16 protein-coding genes and 2 tRNA genes are annotated in these 14,349 nt (G+C 42.4%); 15 read left to right on the plus strand and 3 right to left on the minus strand.

Features of this window, described 5'->3' with window-relative positions:
• Nucleotides 1-202 precede the first annotated feature (202 nt).
• Together AB6735_RS27215 and AB6735_RS27220 are read left to right on the plus strand one after the other, a co-directional pair.
• Nucleotides 203-1,468, plus strand: a complete 1,266-nt coding sequence (locus AB6735_RS27215) for a TCR/Tet family MFS transporter (RefSeq protein WP_370999344.1) — start codon at nt 203-205, stop codon at nt 1,466-1,468.
• A gap of 89 nt (nt 1,469-1,557) precedes the next feature.
• Nucleotides 1,558-2,838, plus strand: coding sequence for a TCR/Tet family MFS transporter (locus AB6735_RS27220; RefSeq protein ID WP_370999345.1), 1,281 nt, complete (start codon nt 1,558-1,560; stop codon nt 2,836-2,838).
• 70 nt (nt 2,839-2,908) lie between these two features.
• Here AB6735_RS27220 and AB6735_RS27225 read toward each other — a convergent pair whose 3' ends face one another.
• Together AB6735_RS27225 and AB6735_RS27230 are read right to left on the minus strand one after the other, a co-directional pair.
• A complete protein-coding gene (locus tag AB6735_RS27225) occupies nt 2,909-3,505 on the minus strand; it encodes a DUF502 domain-containing protein (protein WP_370999346.1) in 597 nt (198 codons plus the stop codon).
• Between the two features lie 107 nt (nt 3,506-3,612).
• Nucleotides 3,613-6,075: a bifunctional UDP-N-acetylmuramoyl-tripeptide:D-alanyl-D-alanine ligase/alanine racemase gene (locus tag AB6735_RS27230; RefSeq protein ID WP_370999347.1), complete on the minus strand. Its 2,463-nt coding sequence runs from the start codon at nt 6,073-6,075 to the stop codon at nt 3,613-3,615.
• A gap of 59 nt (nt 6,076-6,134) precedes the next feature.
• On the opposite strand from AB6735_RS27230, the gene AB6735_RS27235 reads away from it, so the two are divergent.
• From AB6735_RS27235 to AB6735_RS27245, 3 genes are all read left to right on the plus strand, one after another.
• A complete protein-coding gene (locus tag AB6735_RS27235) occupies nt 6,135-6,617 on the plus strand; it encodes a regulatory protein RecX (protein WP_370999348.1) in 483 nt (160 codons plus the stop codon).
• A gap of 68 nt (nt 6,618-6,685) precedes the next feature.
• A tRNA-Gly gene (locus tag AB6735_RS27240) sits at nt 6,686-6,758 on the plus strand.
• 51 nt (nt 6,759-6,809) lie between these two features.
• A tRNA-Leu gene (locus AB6735_RS27245) sits at nt 6,810-6,894 on the plus strand.
• A gap of 152 nt (nt 6,895-7,046) precedes the next feature.
• Here AB6735_RS27245 and AB6735_RS27250 read toward each other — a convergent pair.
• On the minus strand, nt 7,047-7,616 hold the full coding sequence (locus AB6735_RS27250; protein WP_370999349.1) for a dihydrofolate reductase family protein: 570 nt from the start codon (nt 7,614-7,616) through the stop codon (nt 7,047-7,049).
• A gap of 386 nt (nt 7,617-8,002) precedes the next feature.
• On the opposite strand from AB6735_RS27250, the gene AB6735_RS27255 reads away from it, so the two are divergent.
• The 10 genes from AB6735_RS27255 to AB6735_RS27300 all read left to right on the plus strand — a co-directional run bounded on the left by AB6735_RS27255 (nt 8,003) and on the right by AB6735_RS27300 (nt 13,973).
• On the plus strand, nt 8,003-8,566 hold the full coding sequence (locus tag AB6735_RS27255) for a hypothetical protein (protein WP_370999350.1): 564 nt from the start codon (nt 8,003-8,005) through the stop codon (nt 8,564-8,566).
• A gap of 417 nt (nt 8,567-8,983) precedes the next feature.
• Nucleotides 8,984-9,307 carry an ArsR/SmtB family transcription factor gene (locus tag AB6735_RS27260; protein WP_370999351.1) on the plus strand — a complete coding sequence of 108 codons (324 nt, stop codon included), beginning with the start codon at nt 8,984-8,986 and terminating at the stop codon, nt 9,305-9,307.
• 6 nt (nt 9,308-9,313) lie between these two features.
• Complete coding sequence (locus AB6735_RS27265; RefSeq protein WP_370999352.1) at nt 9,314-9,781, plus strand: SRPBCC domain-containing protein; 468 nt, start codon at nt 9,314-9,316, stop codon at nt 9,779-9,781.
• Between the two features lie 6 nt (nt 9,782-9,787).
• Nucleotides 9,788-10,168, plus strand: coding sequence for a DoxX family protein (locus tag AB6735_RS27270; RefSeq protein WP_370999353.1), 381 nt, complete (start codon nt 9,788-9,790; stop codon nt 10,166-10,168).
• 84 nt (nt 10,169-10,252) lie between these two features.
• Nucleotides 10,253-10,819, plus strand: coding sequence for a DUF4256 domain-containing protein (locus AB6735_RS27275; RefSeq protein ID WP_370999354.1), 567 nt, complete (start codon nt 10,253-10,255; stop codon nt 10,817-10,819).
• A gap of 27 nt (nt 10,820-10,846) precedes the next feature.
• The gene (locus AB6735_RS27280; protein ID WP_370999355.1) at nt 10,847-11,428 is read left to right on the plus strand and encodes a YdeI family protein; all 582 of its coding nucleotides are present in this window, start codon (nt 10,847-10,849) and stop codon (nt 11,426-11,428) included.
• A gap of 108 nt (nt 11,429-11,536) precedes the next feature.
• Nucleotides 11,537-12,118, plus strand: a complete 582-nt coding sequence (locus AB6735_RS27285) for a Crp/Fnr family transcriptional regulator (protein ID WP_370999356.1) — start codon at nt 11,537-11,539, stop codon at nt 12,116-12,118.
• Between the two features lie 3 nt (nt 12,119-12,121).
• The gene (locus AB6735_RS27290; protein ID WP_370999357.1) at nt 12,122-12,694 is read left to right on the plus strand and encodes a Crp/Fnr family transcriptional regulator; all 573 of its coding nucleotides are present in this window, start codon (nt 12,122-12,124) and stop codon (nt 12,692-12,694) included.
• Between the two features lie 72 nt (nt 12,695-12,766).
• Complete coding sequence (locus AB6735_RS27295; RefSeq protein WP_370999358.1) at nt 12,767-13,522, plus strand: SDR family oxidoreductase; 756 nt, start codon at nt 12,767-12,769, stop codon at nt 13,520-13,522.
• Nucleotides 13,523-13,598: 76 nt separating this feature from the next.
• Nucleotides 13,599-13,973 (plus strand): hypothetical protein, encoded by a 375-nt coding sequence (locus tag AB6735_RS27300; RefSeq protein WP_370999359.1) that lies wholly within the window; start codon nt 13,599-13,601, stop codon nt 13,971-13,973.
• Nucleotides 13,974-14,349: the final 376 nt, after the last annotated feature.

Genomic DNA, 14,349 nt, shown 5'->3' on the forward strand with positions numbered 1-14,349 from the left:
CAATTGTGGATATCTTCTCTGTAACAAATGGCACATTAGCGAGTCTTTTTTATCTTTAAGTCACTCCCCCATACTGTTTATCATCTGAAAGATTGCATTATGTCACGATGCGCCCCTAAATGTGTCGTAATAGCCCCTTTCAGGTTTGCATATGCGGAGGTAAATTTGATCTGTAAACAAAATTTGCAAAAAACATATACTCATGAGCACTAAAGTTAAACCACAGGCCGCCTTAGGATTTATTTTTGTTACGCTGCTGATAGATATTATTGGCTTTGGTATCATTATACCGGTATTGCCTAAGTTAATACAACATCTTATTCATGGTAGTTTGAGCGATGCTTCGCGCTATGGGGGATGGCTGGCTTTTGCCTACGCCTTTATGCAGTTTATATGCGCCCCGCTGCTGGGTAATCTGAGCGATAAATACGGCCGGCGCCCGGTGCTGCTGGCGTCATTACTGGGCTTTAGTATCGATTATACCTTCCTGGCCTTTGCACCATCCATAGGCTGGCTGTTTGTGGGCAGACTTATAGCCGGTATTACCGGAGCCAGTTTCACCACTGCTTCTGCTTACATTGCCGATATTAGCACACCCGAAAAACGCGCGCAAAACTTCGGACTCATCGGTGCGGCCTTTGGCCTGGGTTTTATCATAGGTCCAGTGTTAGGCGGTATACTTGGGCAATATAGCACCAAATTGCCTTTTATCGCGGCAGCAATACTGGCGCTCATTAATGCCTTGTATGGCTTTTTTATTTTACCTGAATCATTGTCGATGGATCACCGCCGTAAGTTTGAATGGAAAAGAGCAAACCCGGTGGGTTCACTGATGCAATTAAAAAAATACCCGGCCATTAGTGGCCTGGTGGTATCATTGATCCTGATATACATAGCCGCGCAGGCGGTACAAAGCACCTGGACCTTTTTCACCATGGAAAAATTTAGCTGGAACGAGGCTTGGGTAGGTTATTCGCTGGGCTTTGTTGGGGTAATGTCTGCATTGGTACAGGGTTGGCTTATTCGTATCACTATCCCTAAATTAGGTCAGCAAAAAAGTATCTGGATTGGCCTGTTGCTTTACAGCGTGGGCTTATTCCTGTTTGCCTTTGCCACCAAAGGCTGGATGATGTTTGCCATACTGGTTCCCTACTGTCTGGGTGGTATAGCAGGTCCGGCTTTACAGGGTTTAATAAGCCAGGAGGTACCACCAAATGAGCAGGGCGAACTACAAGGCGGTTTAACCAGTTTAATGAGCGCCACCACCATTATAGGACCACCAATGATGACCAGCCTGTTCGCCTACTTTACCAGCAAAAGCGCGCCCGTACAATTTGCCGGGGCTCCTTTTATGATGGGCGGTGTATTGATGCTGCTAAGTACAATATTGGTCATAAGGAGTTTTAGAACCGTTAAGAAACATCAGATAGAGTCTATAGAAGAGGTAAAAATAGAATCGTTACCATAAAATTACCTACTTTTAAATAGGATACGCAGGTAAAAGTTTAAAGTGTAATGCTCCAAAACTTTTACCTGCTTTAACGCTTTATACTTTTAATGACCTCCAAACCTAAAAAAAAGCACTCGGCAGCGCTGGGATTTATATTTGTTACCTTATTTATTGATGTACTTGGCCTGGGGATCATTATACCGGTAATGCCAAAGCTGCTGGAAACCTTGGGCCATATTGATGTAAGTACGGCTACACAGTATAATGGATATTTAACATTTACCTATGCATCCATGCAGTTTCTGTTTTCGTCGGTATTGGGTAACCTGAGCGACAGGTTTGGCCGCCGACCGATATTGCTAAGTTCACTCCTTGGTTTTGGCATCGATTATATTTTTATGGCTTTTGCACCTACTATAGGCTGGCTTTTTGTTGGGCGTACCATTGCCGGTATCACCGGTGCCAGCAACTCTACCGCCACAGCCTACATTGCCGACATCAGTACCGGGAAAAACCGGGCAGCCAACTTCGGACTGGTGGGTGCCGCATCCGGTCTGGGTTTTATTATTGGCATAGGCCTGGGCGCCTACCTGGGCGAGCTCAACGTAAAATTCCCCTTTATGGCTGCTGCCGCTTTTGCGCTCATTAACGCTGCTTATGGCTATTTTGTGCTGCCTGAGTCTTTAGCTATCAAAAACCGCCGCCGGTTTGAGTGGAAAAAATCAAACCCGATAAGCTCATTGCGCAACCTGGGCAAATATCCGGCGCTTATTGGCCTGGTAGCTTCATTCTCGTTGGTATATGTGGCCCAAAAGGCCGTAGAATATGTTTTATCCTTTTTTCTGATAGAAAAATTTAACTGGACGCTGCCCAGCATCGGAACGCTGGGCATTTTTATTGGCGTGGTTCTGGTAGCCATACAAGGCGGACTGATCCGTTATACCATTCCCAAATTCGGGCAGGAAAAAAATATTGTGGCTGGCCTGCTCTTTTATACGCTTGGTTTAACATTGATAGCCTTTGCAAACCATGGCTGGCTCATGTACCTGTATATGATCCCCTATTGCCTGGGTGGCATATCGGGCCCCGCGTTACAGGGATTGATCACCAGTACCGTTTCTCCCAAAGAACAAGGTGAGTTACAAGGTTCCTTAACCAGCTTAACCAGTGTGGCTGTTATTATTGGCCCTTTGTTAATGAGTTCGGTTTTCCACCTGTTCACCCACCGTAATACAAACACTTATTTCCCGGGAGCACCCTATATTCTTGGAGCTGTGTTAATGCTGATCAGTACGCTTTTGGCTATCAGAAGCTTTAAGAAAGTTCAAAGCGAAAGGCTTAAAGCAGAAAGCCTTCAGGAAGCTAAAAGTTCAAAGCTTAAAGCCTAACGTTTTGTATCATAAGTTTTTAATATATTAAGAATTTAAAGCTTTTTGCTTTCAGCCTTCGGCTTTAAGCTCAATGATCCAGCCCGCTTACTCCGCCGGAGATAACGAACTTCATCATGTCGGCGGCATTTTTGTCGAGGTGTTTTACTTTGGTGGCCGATATGATCACCACTTGTCCGGCGAAAGAGTAAGAATATGGAAAATAAACAGCCACCTCGCCAGGCAGGTCAAGCGAGGCAAGATCTTTTTGTACGATGAACCCTATTTTCTTTAACCCGAACTCATTGACTTCTACGATAACAGGTTCGTTAAACTTCTTCTCCTCGCCTACAATAGCTTCGGTCAGATCTTTAATAGATGAGTACAGGAATTTTATTAAAGGCAACCGGTTAAGCCAACGGTTAAACCAGCGCTTTATAGGATCGGTGATCACGTTGGTAACCAGTATACCTGCTATCAAGATAACTACCACCACGTTCAGGATACCCAAACCAGGTATGTATACGTGCTTACCATCTTTATCAACCCAAAGCACATCGCTCAAATTCAAAGCCTTATCAATAGTTGATACCGCCCAGTAAATTAAAAAAAATGCCGCGCCTATAGGTACTACTACCAATAACCCCTTTACAAAATACCTTAATAATGCGCCTGCTAATCTGTTCATATCTTCTTTATTCTGGTATCAAGTAGTTAGTATCAAGTATCATGACAACTTAAATACGGTATTCGCATTACAAAATACTTGATACTTGATACTAACTACTCGATACTCTATTCATAAAAATACACTCTTTTTACCCGTTGTGAAACATTAGTTAATATTTCATAAGGAATAGTGCCTATTTGTTTGGCCAGTTCTTCTATGCGATGCTTATCATCAAAAATGATCACCTCGTCGCCTTCACTTACATCCAGGCCGCTTACATCCAGCATACACATATCCATGGTTATATTGCCTACTGTGGGCACCAGCGTACCTTTCACCAGCATTTTACCAATGCCGTTGCCAAAGGCCCGCAAATAACCATCGGCATAACCAATACGTACGGTGGCTATTTTACCATCTTTGAGCAAGCTGCCGCTCCGGCCATAGCTAATGGTATCGCCAGCACCAATTTTCTTAACCTGGGCAATGCTGGTTTTTAAACGGGCCACGGGTTGCAAAGCCTGCTCGCTGGCCGGCACCGACGAATCGATACCATATAAACCGATTCCTAACCGCACCATATCATAATGAGCGCCAGGAAAACGGATGATGCCAGCCGTATTGCAAATGTGCTTGATCACCTTATAACCCAATGTCCTTTCTATTTCTTTAAAGGCTTTTTCAAAACTCTTGATCTGTTTTTTACTAAACTCATCGTGCTGGGGCGCCTCGCTGGCTACCAGGTGTGAAAATACCGACTCCACCCGGATATACCTGTTTTGCTCCAGCATATCGCACAGCATATCTATCTCAAAACCTTCAAAACCCAACCGGTGCATGCCTGTATCAATTTTCAGATGCACTGGATAGTCCGACAGACCATGGTCACGACTATAGGTCACAAAATCATCCAGCAAACCAAAGCTATAAATTACGGGCTGAAGCTTATGCTCGGTTAGTTTATCAAATGCCGAAGCCTCGGGGTTAAGCACCACTAATGGCAGGTTGATGCCAGCCTGGCGCAGGGCCACGCCTTCGTCAATATAGGCTACCGCCAGGTAATCGGCCTTATTGTATTGCAGCATATTGGCCACCTCAAAGGTGCCGCTACCGTACGAGAAAGCCTTGACCATAGCCATCACCTTTACGCCCGGTTTTAATTTGGAGCGATAAAAGTTCAGGTTGCCCAGCAACGTATTCAGGTTGATCTCCAGGATGGTTTCATGCGCTTTTTGCGTAAGCGCGCTACTGATGCGTTCAAATTCAAAACTACGTGAGCCTTTGATCAGAATGGTTTCTTCTTTAAAATTGAGTGTCTTGAGCTGCTGCACTAATGCAGAGGTATCAGCAAAAAAATGCTGCTCGGGCAACGCAAAACAGGTTTGGTTATTCATGAGTGCCGGACCTACCCCAATAAACCTATCGATCTTTTGTGTGCCGATGAGCGTGGCTACCTGACAGTACAGCACATCCTGCTGCAGGCCCGATTGCAAAATATCCGACAGGATAAGCGTTTTTTTCTGATGCTGATTTTGCTGCCCCAGGAAGTTAAGCGCTATCTCCAGCGATTGCAGATCGGAGTTATAAGTATCATCAATAACCGAACAATTATTGATGCCGTTTTTCAGCTCCAGGCGCATGCTTACCGGGTTAAGGCGTTCGATGCGTTTATCTGCCTCAGCCGGACTATAACCCAAAGCCAGCATAGTGGCCCAGCAGGTAATAGCATTTTCGACAGAAGCCTGGTCTGAAAATGGGATCAGGCATTCTATCTCCTTTTTTTGATAATAGGCCCGCAGGTAATATTTTTTGGAGATCACCGTCTCGCTGAAAACATACAGATCGGCCACCTTGAATTTGCGGCTCCAGGTAAAAGTATCTTTCACCGGGATGTCTTTCTGATAATCCAGCAGATCATCATAATGATAAATCAATTTTTTACTCCTTTTAAACAGCAGCAGCTTCTCCAGCACCTTTTGCCGCCTGTTGGTAAAACCTTCATCATGAGCTGAGCCGATGTGTGTCAACACCCCTATCTGCGGCCTGATGATCGCCCATAGCTTTTCCATTTCATTTACTGTGGAGATACCTGCCTCAAAAATCCCCAGGTCATTCCGGCTGTTGATCTGCCATACAGACAGCGGCACCCCAATTTGCGAATTATAACTTTTGGGGTTACGAACTATATTTTTATCAGCTGTAAGCAATTGATACAGCCACTCTTTTACAATGGTTTTACCGTTACTGCCAGTTATGCCTATCACCTGCAGCTTAAACTGGCATCGGTGAGCTGTAGCCAAAGCCTGTAAAGCAGTCAGCGGATCGTCAACACGCAAAAAATTGGCGCCGGGCAGGTTAAATTCAGGCCCATGTTTAACCACAAAATTACGTACCCCGGCGGCATAAGCCTCGGCCACAAACTCGTGCCCGTTGCGCCGGGCGCTCAATGCAAAAAACAATCCCTCGGCCGCGTTGCTGATCCGGCGGCTATCGGTAAGCAGCGTACTTATTACACTCTCATTTACAATATTGCCTTCGGCGTTAATGATGACCTTTACCTCAGTGATGGTGTATTGATTGTTATGCATGCCACGAATTTGAGTATATTATCTAACAATAGAAGAATTTTTAACGAATTTTGACATTGATGGACGAGCCTAAAAAAATCAAAATAAGTAACCCGGAAGTAGCATTGATCAAGGCCGAACATTTTTGCGCCTACCAGGAACGTTCGCAGCAGGAAGTTAGGGATAAGCTTTATGAATGGGGACTTTGGCCCGACGCCGTTGAGCAAACCATCAGCCGGCTGATAGAGGGGAATTTTTTGAATGAGGACCGCTTTGCCAAAGCCTATGCAAAAGGTAAGTTTAACCAGAAAGCCTGGGGCAGGATAAAAATAAAACAGGGCCTGAAACTAAAACGTGTACCTGATGTACTGATAAAAAAAGCATTACTCACTATTGACCTTGACGACTATTTGGCCACTCTAACACGCCTGCTGGAGAAAAAAGCGGCATCCGTAAGCGAAAAAAATGAGTATAAACGCCGTTATAAACTACAGCAGTACGCTATGAGCCGCGGATACGAGGCCGACCTGATAGCTGAAGTTTTGAAAAACAGCGACTTATAAAAAACTTTAAAATATTTCCGTTTTGTATTTGCAGAATATGGTTTTCTGTCTATATTTGCACTCCCAACGCGAAAGTAGCTCAGTTGGTAGAGCACGACCTTGCCAAGGTCGGGGTCGCGAGTTCGAATCTCGTCTTTCGCTCAAAGCCCTTCCTTCAAAAAGTTGGGCTTTATTTTTAAAAGGTTAACACCTGCTCAGATGGTGGAACTGGTAGACACGCAGGACTTAAAATCCTGTTCCCGTAAACGGAGTGCGGGTTCGATTCCCGCTCTGAGTACAAAGCCCTGATACTGGCGTATCAGGGCTTTTGTTTTTATACCTTTTTCATTGCGTTAATTTGAAGACTATAGGTATAGTGTGTCTGATTCAGAGAATCGGACAGCGAGATAGTTAATAGGATTTTGACTCCTCCCCCATGTTAACGAAAGATCATTTTTTCAACGCTCCAACGTGGCGATAAGTGTTAACGAGTAAACCTGTGGGGGTGCTCTTCGAGTCAACAAAAACAAGCTCCTGGGCGTCAATACTGTCAGCCAATAAGCGTTTACCCCGACCAAGCAAAACCGGGTAAGTGATGAGCACAACCTCATCGGCCAGTCCCTGGTCAAGCAATACAGACGTTAGTGTCGAACTTCCCACAACGATCAGGTCGGGGCCGTCTGTTGATTTGAGATCACGAATCGCCTGTATAATGTCCTCGCCCAAATGCTGCACCGGCCCCCATTCCAGGCTGTCAGGCCTGTGGGTTACGATGTGTTTTGTTGCAGCGTTTATAGCATTTGCCATTGGGAAATCGCCGGCAGTAGGCCAAAAGCCACTAAATATATCGTAGGTATGGCGGGCAAGCAGCAGGTCAAAATTCGGCCCGTATGCCTCCAGGAGCATTGCCGCCCCGGCAGGGCTTCTATAAGGTGTAGTCCATGCGCCATAGGTGTAGTCTCCATCATGTTCTATCACGCCGTCCAGCGAGATATGTTCGAAAATCCTGATCTTTCTCATTTTATTGTTTTAGGTTAATGTTAATGTTTGCACTAAGTTAAAACGGACGAGATACGCTCGCAAGGGGCAATCATGACAATTTGAGGGGGCATTTTGCGACCATTTGTATTTGCAAAAGCAAACGAGCTAATCTATTCGGCAAAAACAGCACATCTTTTTCAATTTTAGTGTCTATTCAAAATCAGGGAATACTTGCTTGATTTTATAGCCCCTTAAAAACACGAATTAAAAGGAGACGATTTTCTGATGAATCCATCTTAAAAATTATACATTTATGTTTTGCTGTGTATTTCCTTATAACAAGGCTTTATTAAATATTACTCCTGTTTTATTAAACTTTTTTCAACAAGTACCGTTATAGATTAAATCCTATTAAACTATTTATTATGAGAAAGTTAATTTACACATCAGTCATGCTGCTTTGCTGTTTTTTTACTAAGGTAAGCAGCGCGCAGATCAATGTCAGCTTAGGGGTAAATATTGGCAGTCAACCATCATGGGGACCTGTGGGTTATGACCATGCCGATTATTATTACCTGCCTGACATTAACACTTACTATTCCGTCTCTACCCATCAGTATGTTTATTACCAAAACAACAGGTGGATCAGAACCGTCAGTTTACCCGCTACTTATCGAAATTATGATTTATATCGCGGCTATAAAGTTGTTATTAACGAAAGAGATCCCTGGTTGCGGGATAATATTTACAGAACCCGGTATGCCAATTATAAAGGCCGGCATGATCAGTTGATCATTCGGGATAGCCGGGATGAGAAATATCGTGATCATTGGGATAATGGTAAACACAAAGGCTGGTATAAACAAAAGGATAAGGAGTATAAACAACAGGATAAAGACATGAAAAAGGAGTACAAAGAACGAGATAAAGACATGAAAAGAGAGATGAAAGATAGAAAACACAAGGATAAAGGCCACGGCCATGATTAGTTGAAAATGAATAAACCAACATCATAGTATATAAAAACAATAAAGCCTCTATATGAATACACATAGAGGCTTTATTGTGAAATAGTTATTTACTATTTAAAGTTATGATGGGCCACAGAAGTGGTATACCCCAGATGTTAACGGGGGCGACCAAAGAATTATACATAACCATCTATATCCTTGGGCTCGATACCACGCAAATCATCATGAGTGTCCTGGAGAGGTACAGAGAATGTAACGCCACGCGATATAAATTCCTTTGCCAGAGTATCAGGTGCAGGGATAAATAATAAAGTTAACTCATTTTGTCAAAATCCCCTTACTCAATAGCAGCGTGTTTAAATATCTTGAAAAAAATCGCAAATAAATTGCGTAGTTAAATAACTACATATATATTTGTAGTCAAATGACTACGCAATGAATTTAAGACGAGACGTATTCCAGGCCATAGCCGACCCTACCAGGAGGGCGATACTACTGTTGTTAGCTTCGCAAGCCTTAACAGCAGGTGCCATAGCAGCCAATTTTGATACTGCCAGGCCAACAGTTTCCAAGCACCTACAAATACTCACCGAGTGCGAATTATTAGAACAAAAACAAACTGGACGAGAAATTTACTATCACATTAACGCACAAAAAATGAAAGATGTAGCTGATTTTATTGAACCGTTCCGTCAAATGTGGGACGATAGATTTAACAAACTGGAAGCCATTATGAAGAATTATCAAACCAAAAAATAGAAGAGTATGGAATTAAAAACAAAGATCCATGCCGAAAACGGCAAACAGGAATTAATAATCACCCGCGAATTTGATTTACCGCTGGAACTGCTTTTTAAAGCCTATGAAGAGCCCGAGCTTGTGGAACAATGGATGGGCACAAAGGTGCTGAAATTGGATAACCAAAAGCACGGCGGCTATCAATTTGAAACATCCGACGCTCAGGGAAACGTCGTCTTCCGGGCCAATGGCACCATCCACGAGTTTGTTCCGAACCAAAAGATCACGCGGACATTTGAAATGGAGAATACACCATTTGATATTCAACTTGAGTTTTTGGAATTTAAGCAACTTACCGGAGAAACCAGCAAACTCACTATGCATGTTGTGTATAAATCAACTGCTCTGCGTGATCAAATGTTGCAGCTGCCCTTTGCCCAGGGTATTAACATGGCACATAACCGCTTGCAAAGCATCGTAAACAAATTAAAATAGCTCAAAATGGAAAAGAAAAAAACACTTTGGTATTGGATAATTACGGCAATATTATCCTTCTGTATTTTTTCGGGCGGATTGGCTCAGGCAATGCAGGTTGAGGGAGTGCTGAAGGGATTTAAGCCGCTGGGATATCCTACTTACTTTATTTCAATTATAGGTATTTGGAAAATGCTGGGCATAATTGCGATACTGATTCCAGGATTTAAATTACTAAAGGAATGGGCATACGCAGGTATATTTTTTGTGATGACAGGTGCTGTAATTTCACATATCGCCAGCAATAACATCTCAGGCCAAATAGTTGCTCCGCTTTTATTGGCTGTTTTTACTGTTTTATCCTGGTATTTAAGACCTGCTAACCGGAAGATCATTTCGGTAAACTGATAAATGAATAGCATGAAACCTAAGGTTGATGTATATTTAAATAACAAATCCTGCTAACCAGAATAATATAGACCTATAAAAAACATGAAAAACAATAAAAAGCAATTGTCGCCAGAACAATGCGAGGAATTACTGCATGTGCTGAAAGTCCGTTTTGAGAAAAATATGAACCGCCATAAAGGGATGGAGTGGGCTCAGGTACAAACTAAGCTGAAAGCAAATGCGGAGAAACTTTGGATACTTGACGAAATGGAACTAACTGGTGGCGAACCGGATGTTGTTGGCTATGATAAAAAGACGGACGAATACATTTTTTATGACTGCTCGGCAGAAAGCCCCAAAGGTCGCCGGAGCGTTTGTTATGACCACGAAGCATTGGAGGCCAGGAAAGAACATAAGCCGGAAAACAGCGCTGTGGAAATGGCACGGGATATGGGGATTGAACTTTTAACGGAAGAACAATACCGGGAGCTGCAGAAACTGGGAAAGTTTGATACCAAAACATCGAGCTGGGTAAAAACGCCCGCCGATATCAGGAAATTGGGTGGAGCGATCTTTTGCGATCGCAGGTATGATACTGTTTTTATGTATCATAATGGCGCGGAATCTTATTATGCCGCGAGGGGTTTCCGGGGTTCATTAAGGGTTTGAGTTATGTGTGCAATTAAAAGAAATGGTATGAATCATAAGGTTGATTTTTATTTTAATAAAGCCCAAAAGTGGCAGGAGGAACTGGATCAGTTAAGAATGATCGTACTTGACTGTGGACTTACCGAAGAATTAAAATGGGGTTGCCCCTGTTACACCTTTCAGGAACGCAATATTGTTTTAATACATGTGTTTAAAGAATACTGTGCCCTTTTGTTTTTCAAAGGTGCCTTATTAAATAATGCCGATGGGCTCCTGATCCAGCAAACGGAGAATGTGCAAGCTGCGCGGCAAATCCGGTTCACTAATGTTCTGGAAATAACAGAGCAGAAACCCATCCTTAAAGCTTGTATTCACGAAGCTATAGAAGTAGAAAAAGCTGGTTTGAAGGTGGAATTGAAAAAAACTGATGAATTCCCCATCCCCGACGAATTTCAAAGTAAACTGGATAAGATTCCGGCCTTAAAAACCGCTTTTGAAACATTAACGCCTGGGAGGCAAAGAGCCTACATTTTCCATTTTTCTAAACCCAAACAATCCAAAACCCGCGAAGCGAGGGTCGAAAAATATATGCTGCAAATTCTAAGCGGAAAAGGATTAAGTGATGAGTAATTCTATGTGAAAATAAATTGATGAAGGCGATACTCTGCATGGCAGCTTTTAACCCAGTCCGGAGATTCTCCGTTGTTTCTTATATTTGGATATTGTTTCTACAAACAAATGCATCCACTTATACAACACATTCAAAAAATCACTTCCAGTCACGGGATAGAAGAAGATAGTCTATTACCCTTTTTTGAAACAAAAACATTTAGAAAAAAAGATATTTTACAGGAAGAAGACAAGCGTTGTTTGTTATATTTTTTTGTAGTAAAAGGATGTCTTCGTTTGTATTTTACAGATTATAATGGCGTAGAACAAACACTGCAATTTGCGTTGGAAAACTGGTGGATGACGGATTTGAACGCTTTTCGGACCGGTCAGAAATCAGGATACACCATCCAGGCATTAGAGGCAACTGAGGTAATGGCTATAACAGCTTCTGATTATGAATTGATGCTGGCAAAGTTTCCCGTTATCGAAAATTATTTCCGATTGGTTTACGAGCGGGCATACGCGGCGTCGTTACTGCGTATCCGGATGATTTCCAGAATGCCCAAAGACGAATTTTATGAACTGTTTCAATCCAAATACCCTGAATTTATTCAGCGGATACCACAAAAAGTATTAGCATCCTTTTTAGGCTTTACACCAGAGTATCTGAGCGAATTAAGAAAAAAGAAAGTAAGGGGGAAAAAATAATTCATGACCGAACAACTATATTACCATATCCAAAAACTTGTTCCTGGCTTTACTGTAACACAGGAAAAAATAGCGCCCTTCCTCCACACCAGAATGGTAAAAAAAGAAGAATTGCTTTTGCGCGAAAACGAGATTTGTGATACCATTTATTTTGTTAATAAAGGTTGCCTGTATTTATTTTATGAAGATAAGGCAGAAAGACAGGTAATACATTTTGCACTGGAAAACTGGTGGATAACCGATTATAAGACTTTTGCCGATGGTAAACTTGCTGTTTACTCAATTGCGGCGATAGAAGATTCGGAAATTACCTGCATGAGCAGAAAAAACTACGAATCACTACTGTTACAATATCCTTTGCTGGCATTATATTTCAATAAAATTCATGAACGTGCCTATGGAGCGGCCTTAATGAAACAAAAAACATTTGCTACGGTATCTAAAGAGGATTTCTATCGCTATTTCAGGAACACCTATCCCGAATTGATCCAAAGAATTCCTGATCCCATTTTTGCCAGTTACATGGGTGTTTCAATGGATATTTTAAAGACTTACCAGGACCTCTATGTTTCTTAAACCAGCTTAAGTTTTTGCGGCCAGGCTATTTCCATCTTTGTAATATAAAATTAACCTTAAATATTACAGACCATGAAAATAGTAGTAATCGGCGGTACCGGCCTTATTGGTAGCCAAACAGTAAAACAATTACAACAGAGCGGGCACGAAGTGATTGCCGCTTCACCCAACAATGGTGTCAATACACTAACCGGCGAAGGTTTAAAAGAAGTGTTGCAAGGCGCAAACGTTGTGATAGATGTATCTAACTCACCTTCCTTTGATGATGTTCCGGTAATGAATTTTTTCAAAACCGCTAACGAAAACCTATTACCTGCAGAGAAGGCGGCAGGGGTGCAGCACCATATCGCCCTATCGGTAGTAGGTACTCAAAAACTACAGGCCAGTGGTTATTTCCGCGCTAAACAAGTGCAGGAAGATATGATCAAAGCATCGGGTATTCCCTATACCATTGTGCATGCCACACAGTTTTTTGAATTTGCCGGCGGTATTGTGGGCATGAGTATGGTTGATGGCAAAGTAATAGTACCAGCAGCTAATATTCAGCCAATTGCGAGCAAAGATGTAGCCGCTTTTATGGCCAAAACAGCATTAGAGCAACCCGCTAATAAGATCCTGGAAATAGGCGGACCTGAAAAATATGATATGGCTGCATGGGTGAAACAATATTTGCAGGCAACACATAAAAACTACGAGGTATCGTCAGATCCGCAAGCCCTGTATTCAGGAGCGCCAATTACTGCTGATACCATAGTGCCCGAAGCTGCTGTTTCCCTGGGCAAAACCCATTATGCAGAATGGATAGCATTGCCTGAAAATCAACGATGAGGATAAAAAAGCCTGATACGATAACGTATCGGGCTTTTGCTTAACCTATTTGTATCAATTTCTAAAAGTTAAAAAAATGAACAGCGAGCAATTAATTGAATTAACTAAAGAGCTCATTTACGAAGCCACACATTTTAATGTACCCTATGTGAAGCAAATTTATGCTGATAAATTGCTGATAGTTAAAGTAGATGAAAATGGCGTAGTAGATACCATGAACAAAGAACAGCTTGTAGGTTTTGTTCAGGGAAACAAAGATTCAAATGCGGCGCCACTTTCTACCAAAGCCGAGTTTCATTACGCTGTTTGTGATGAAAGCATGGGTATGGTGATCATCACCCGTGATCTGGAACAAGGTGGACCGTCAGGAAGAAAGTTTATTACGTTGATCTGGGAATATTTATCAGGGCGATGGCAGGTTGTCAAAGAATCATTCGTGCCACATAACTAATACAAAGCCCGACACAGGAGTGTCGGGCTTTGTTATTTCTAAAATCATCGTTCTCTCAAATAATGCTGGGTAGTTGATCACAACTCCATCATTATCAACTTCTATTATAGCTTCAAATTTGTTGATGTGTTTTCGTATGGTATTGCGGAACACATCAAAAAAGCAGGCTGATAAAGTTCAATTTAGCAAGCAACTATTTTAAGTGTTGATTTTCCAGGAGCAACCTAAGCTTTTATGAACTTTAACCATCCCCAAATCTTACGATGTTTTAAATAGGTATGATCAGCTTCGTGGGCGTACGTGGGTATACCGCTGAAATTGACCATGTATTCCGGGGCAATGTTGCAATGTGTTCCGCCGATATTTGACCAGGGCG

This window comes from Mucilaginibacter sp. RCC_168 (assembly GCF_041355315.1).
Lineage (GTDB): Bacteria > Bacteroidota > Bacteroidia > Sphingobacteriales > Sphingobacteriaceae > Mucilaginibacter.

What these genes read in the sequence shown, in the direction of transcription:
- AB6735_RS27215 (WP_370999344.1), top strand. Translation starts at nt 203, where the DNA reads ATGAGCACTAAAGTTAAACCACAGGCCGCCTTAGGATTTATTTTTGTT.
- AB6735_RS27220 (WP_370999345.1), top strand. Translation starts at nt 1,558, where the DNA reads ATGACCTCCAAACCTAAAAAAAAGCACTCGGCAGCGCTGGGATTTATA.
- AB6735_RS27225 (WP_370999346.1), bottom strand. Translation starts at nt 3,505, where the DNA reads ATGAACAGATTAGCAGGCGCATTATTAAGGTATTTTGTAAAGGGGTTA.
- AB6735_RS27230 (WP_370999347.1), bottom strand. Translation starts at nt 6,075, where the DNA reads ATGCATAACAATCAATACACCATCACTGAGGTAAAGGTCATCATTAAC.
- AB6735_RS27235 (WP_370999348.1), top strand. Translation starts at nt 6,135, where the DNA reads ATGGACGAGCCTAAAAAAATCAAAATAAGTAACCCGGAAGTAGCATTG.
- AB6735_RS27250 (WP_370999349.1), bottom strand. Translation starts at nt 7,616, where the DNA reads ATGAGAAAGATCAGGATTTTCGAACATATCTCGCTGGACGGCGTGATA.
- AB6735_RS27255 (WP_370999350.1), top strand. Translation starts at nt 8,003, where the DNA reads ATGAGAAAGTTAATTTACACATCAGTCATGCTGCTTTGCTGTTTTTTT.
- AB6735_RS27260 (WP_370999351.1), top strand. Translation starts at nt 8,984, where the DNA reads ATGAATTTAAGACGAGACGTATTCCAGGCCATAGCCGACCCTACCAGG.
- AB6735_RS27265 (WP_370999352.1), top strand. Translation starts at nt 9,314, where the DNA reads ATGGAATTAAAAACAAAGATCCATGCCGAAAACGGCAAACAGGAATTA.
- AB6735_RS27270 (WP_370999353.1), top strand. Translation starts at nt 9,788, where the DNA reads ATGGAAAAGAAAAAAACACTTTGGTATTGGATAATTACGGCAATATTA.
- AB6735_RS27275 (WP_370999354.1), top strand. Translation starts at nt 10,253, where the DNA reads ATGAAAAACAATAAAAAGCAATTGTCGCCAGAACAATGCGAGGAATTA.
- AB6735_RS27280 (WP_370999355.1), top strand. Translation starts at nt 10,847, where the DNA reads ATGAATCATAAGGTTGATTTTTATTTTAATAAAGCCCAAAAGTGGCAG.
- AB6735_RS27285 (WP_370999356.1), top strand. Translation starts at nt 11,537, where the DNA reads ATGCATCCACTTATACAACACATTCAAAAAATCACTTCCAGTCACGGG.
- AB6735_RS27290 (WP_370999357.1), top strand. Translation starts at nt 12,122, where the DNA reads ATGACCGAACAACTATATTACCATATCCAAAAACTTGTTCCTGGCTTT.
- AB6735_RS27295 (WP_370999358.1), top strand. Translation starts at nt 12,767, where the DNA reads ATGAAAATAGTAGTAATCGGCGGTACCGGCCTTATTGGTAGCCAAACA.
- AB6735_RS27300 (WP_370999359.1), top strand. Translation starts at nt 13,599, where the DNA reads ATGAACAGCGAGCAATTAATTGAATTAACTAAAGAGCTCATTTACGAA.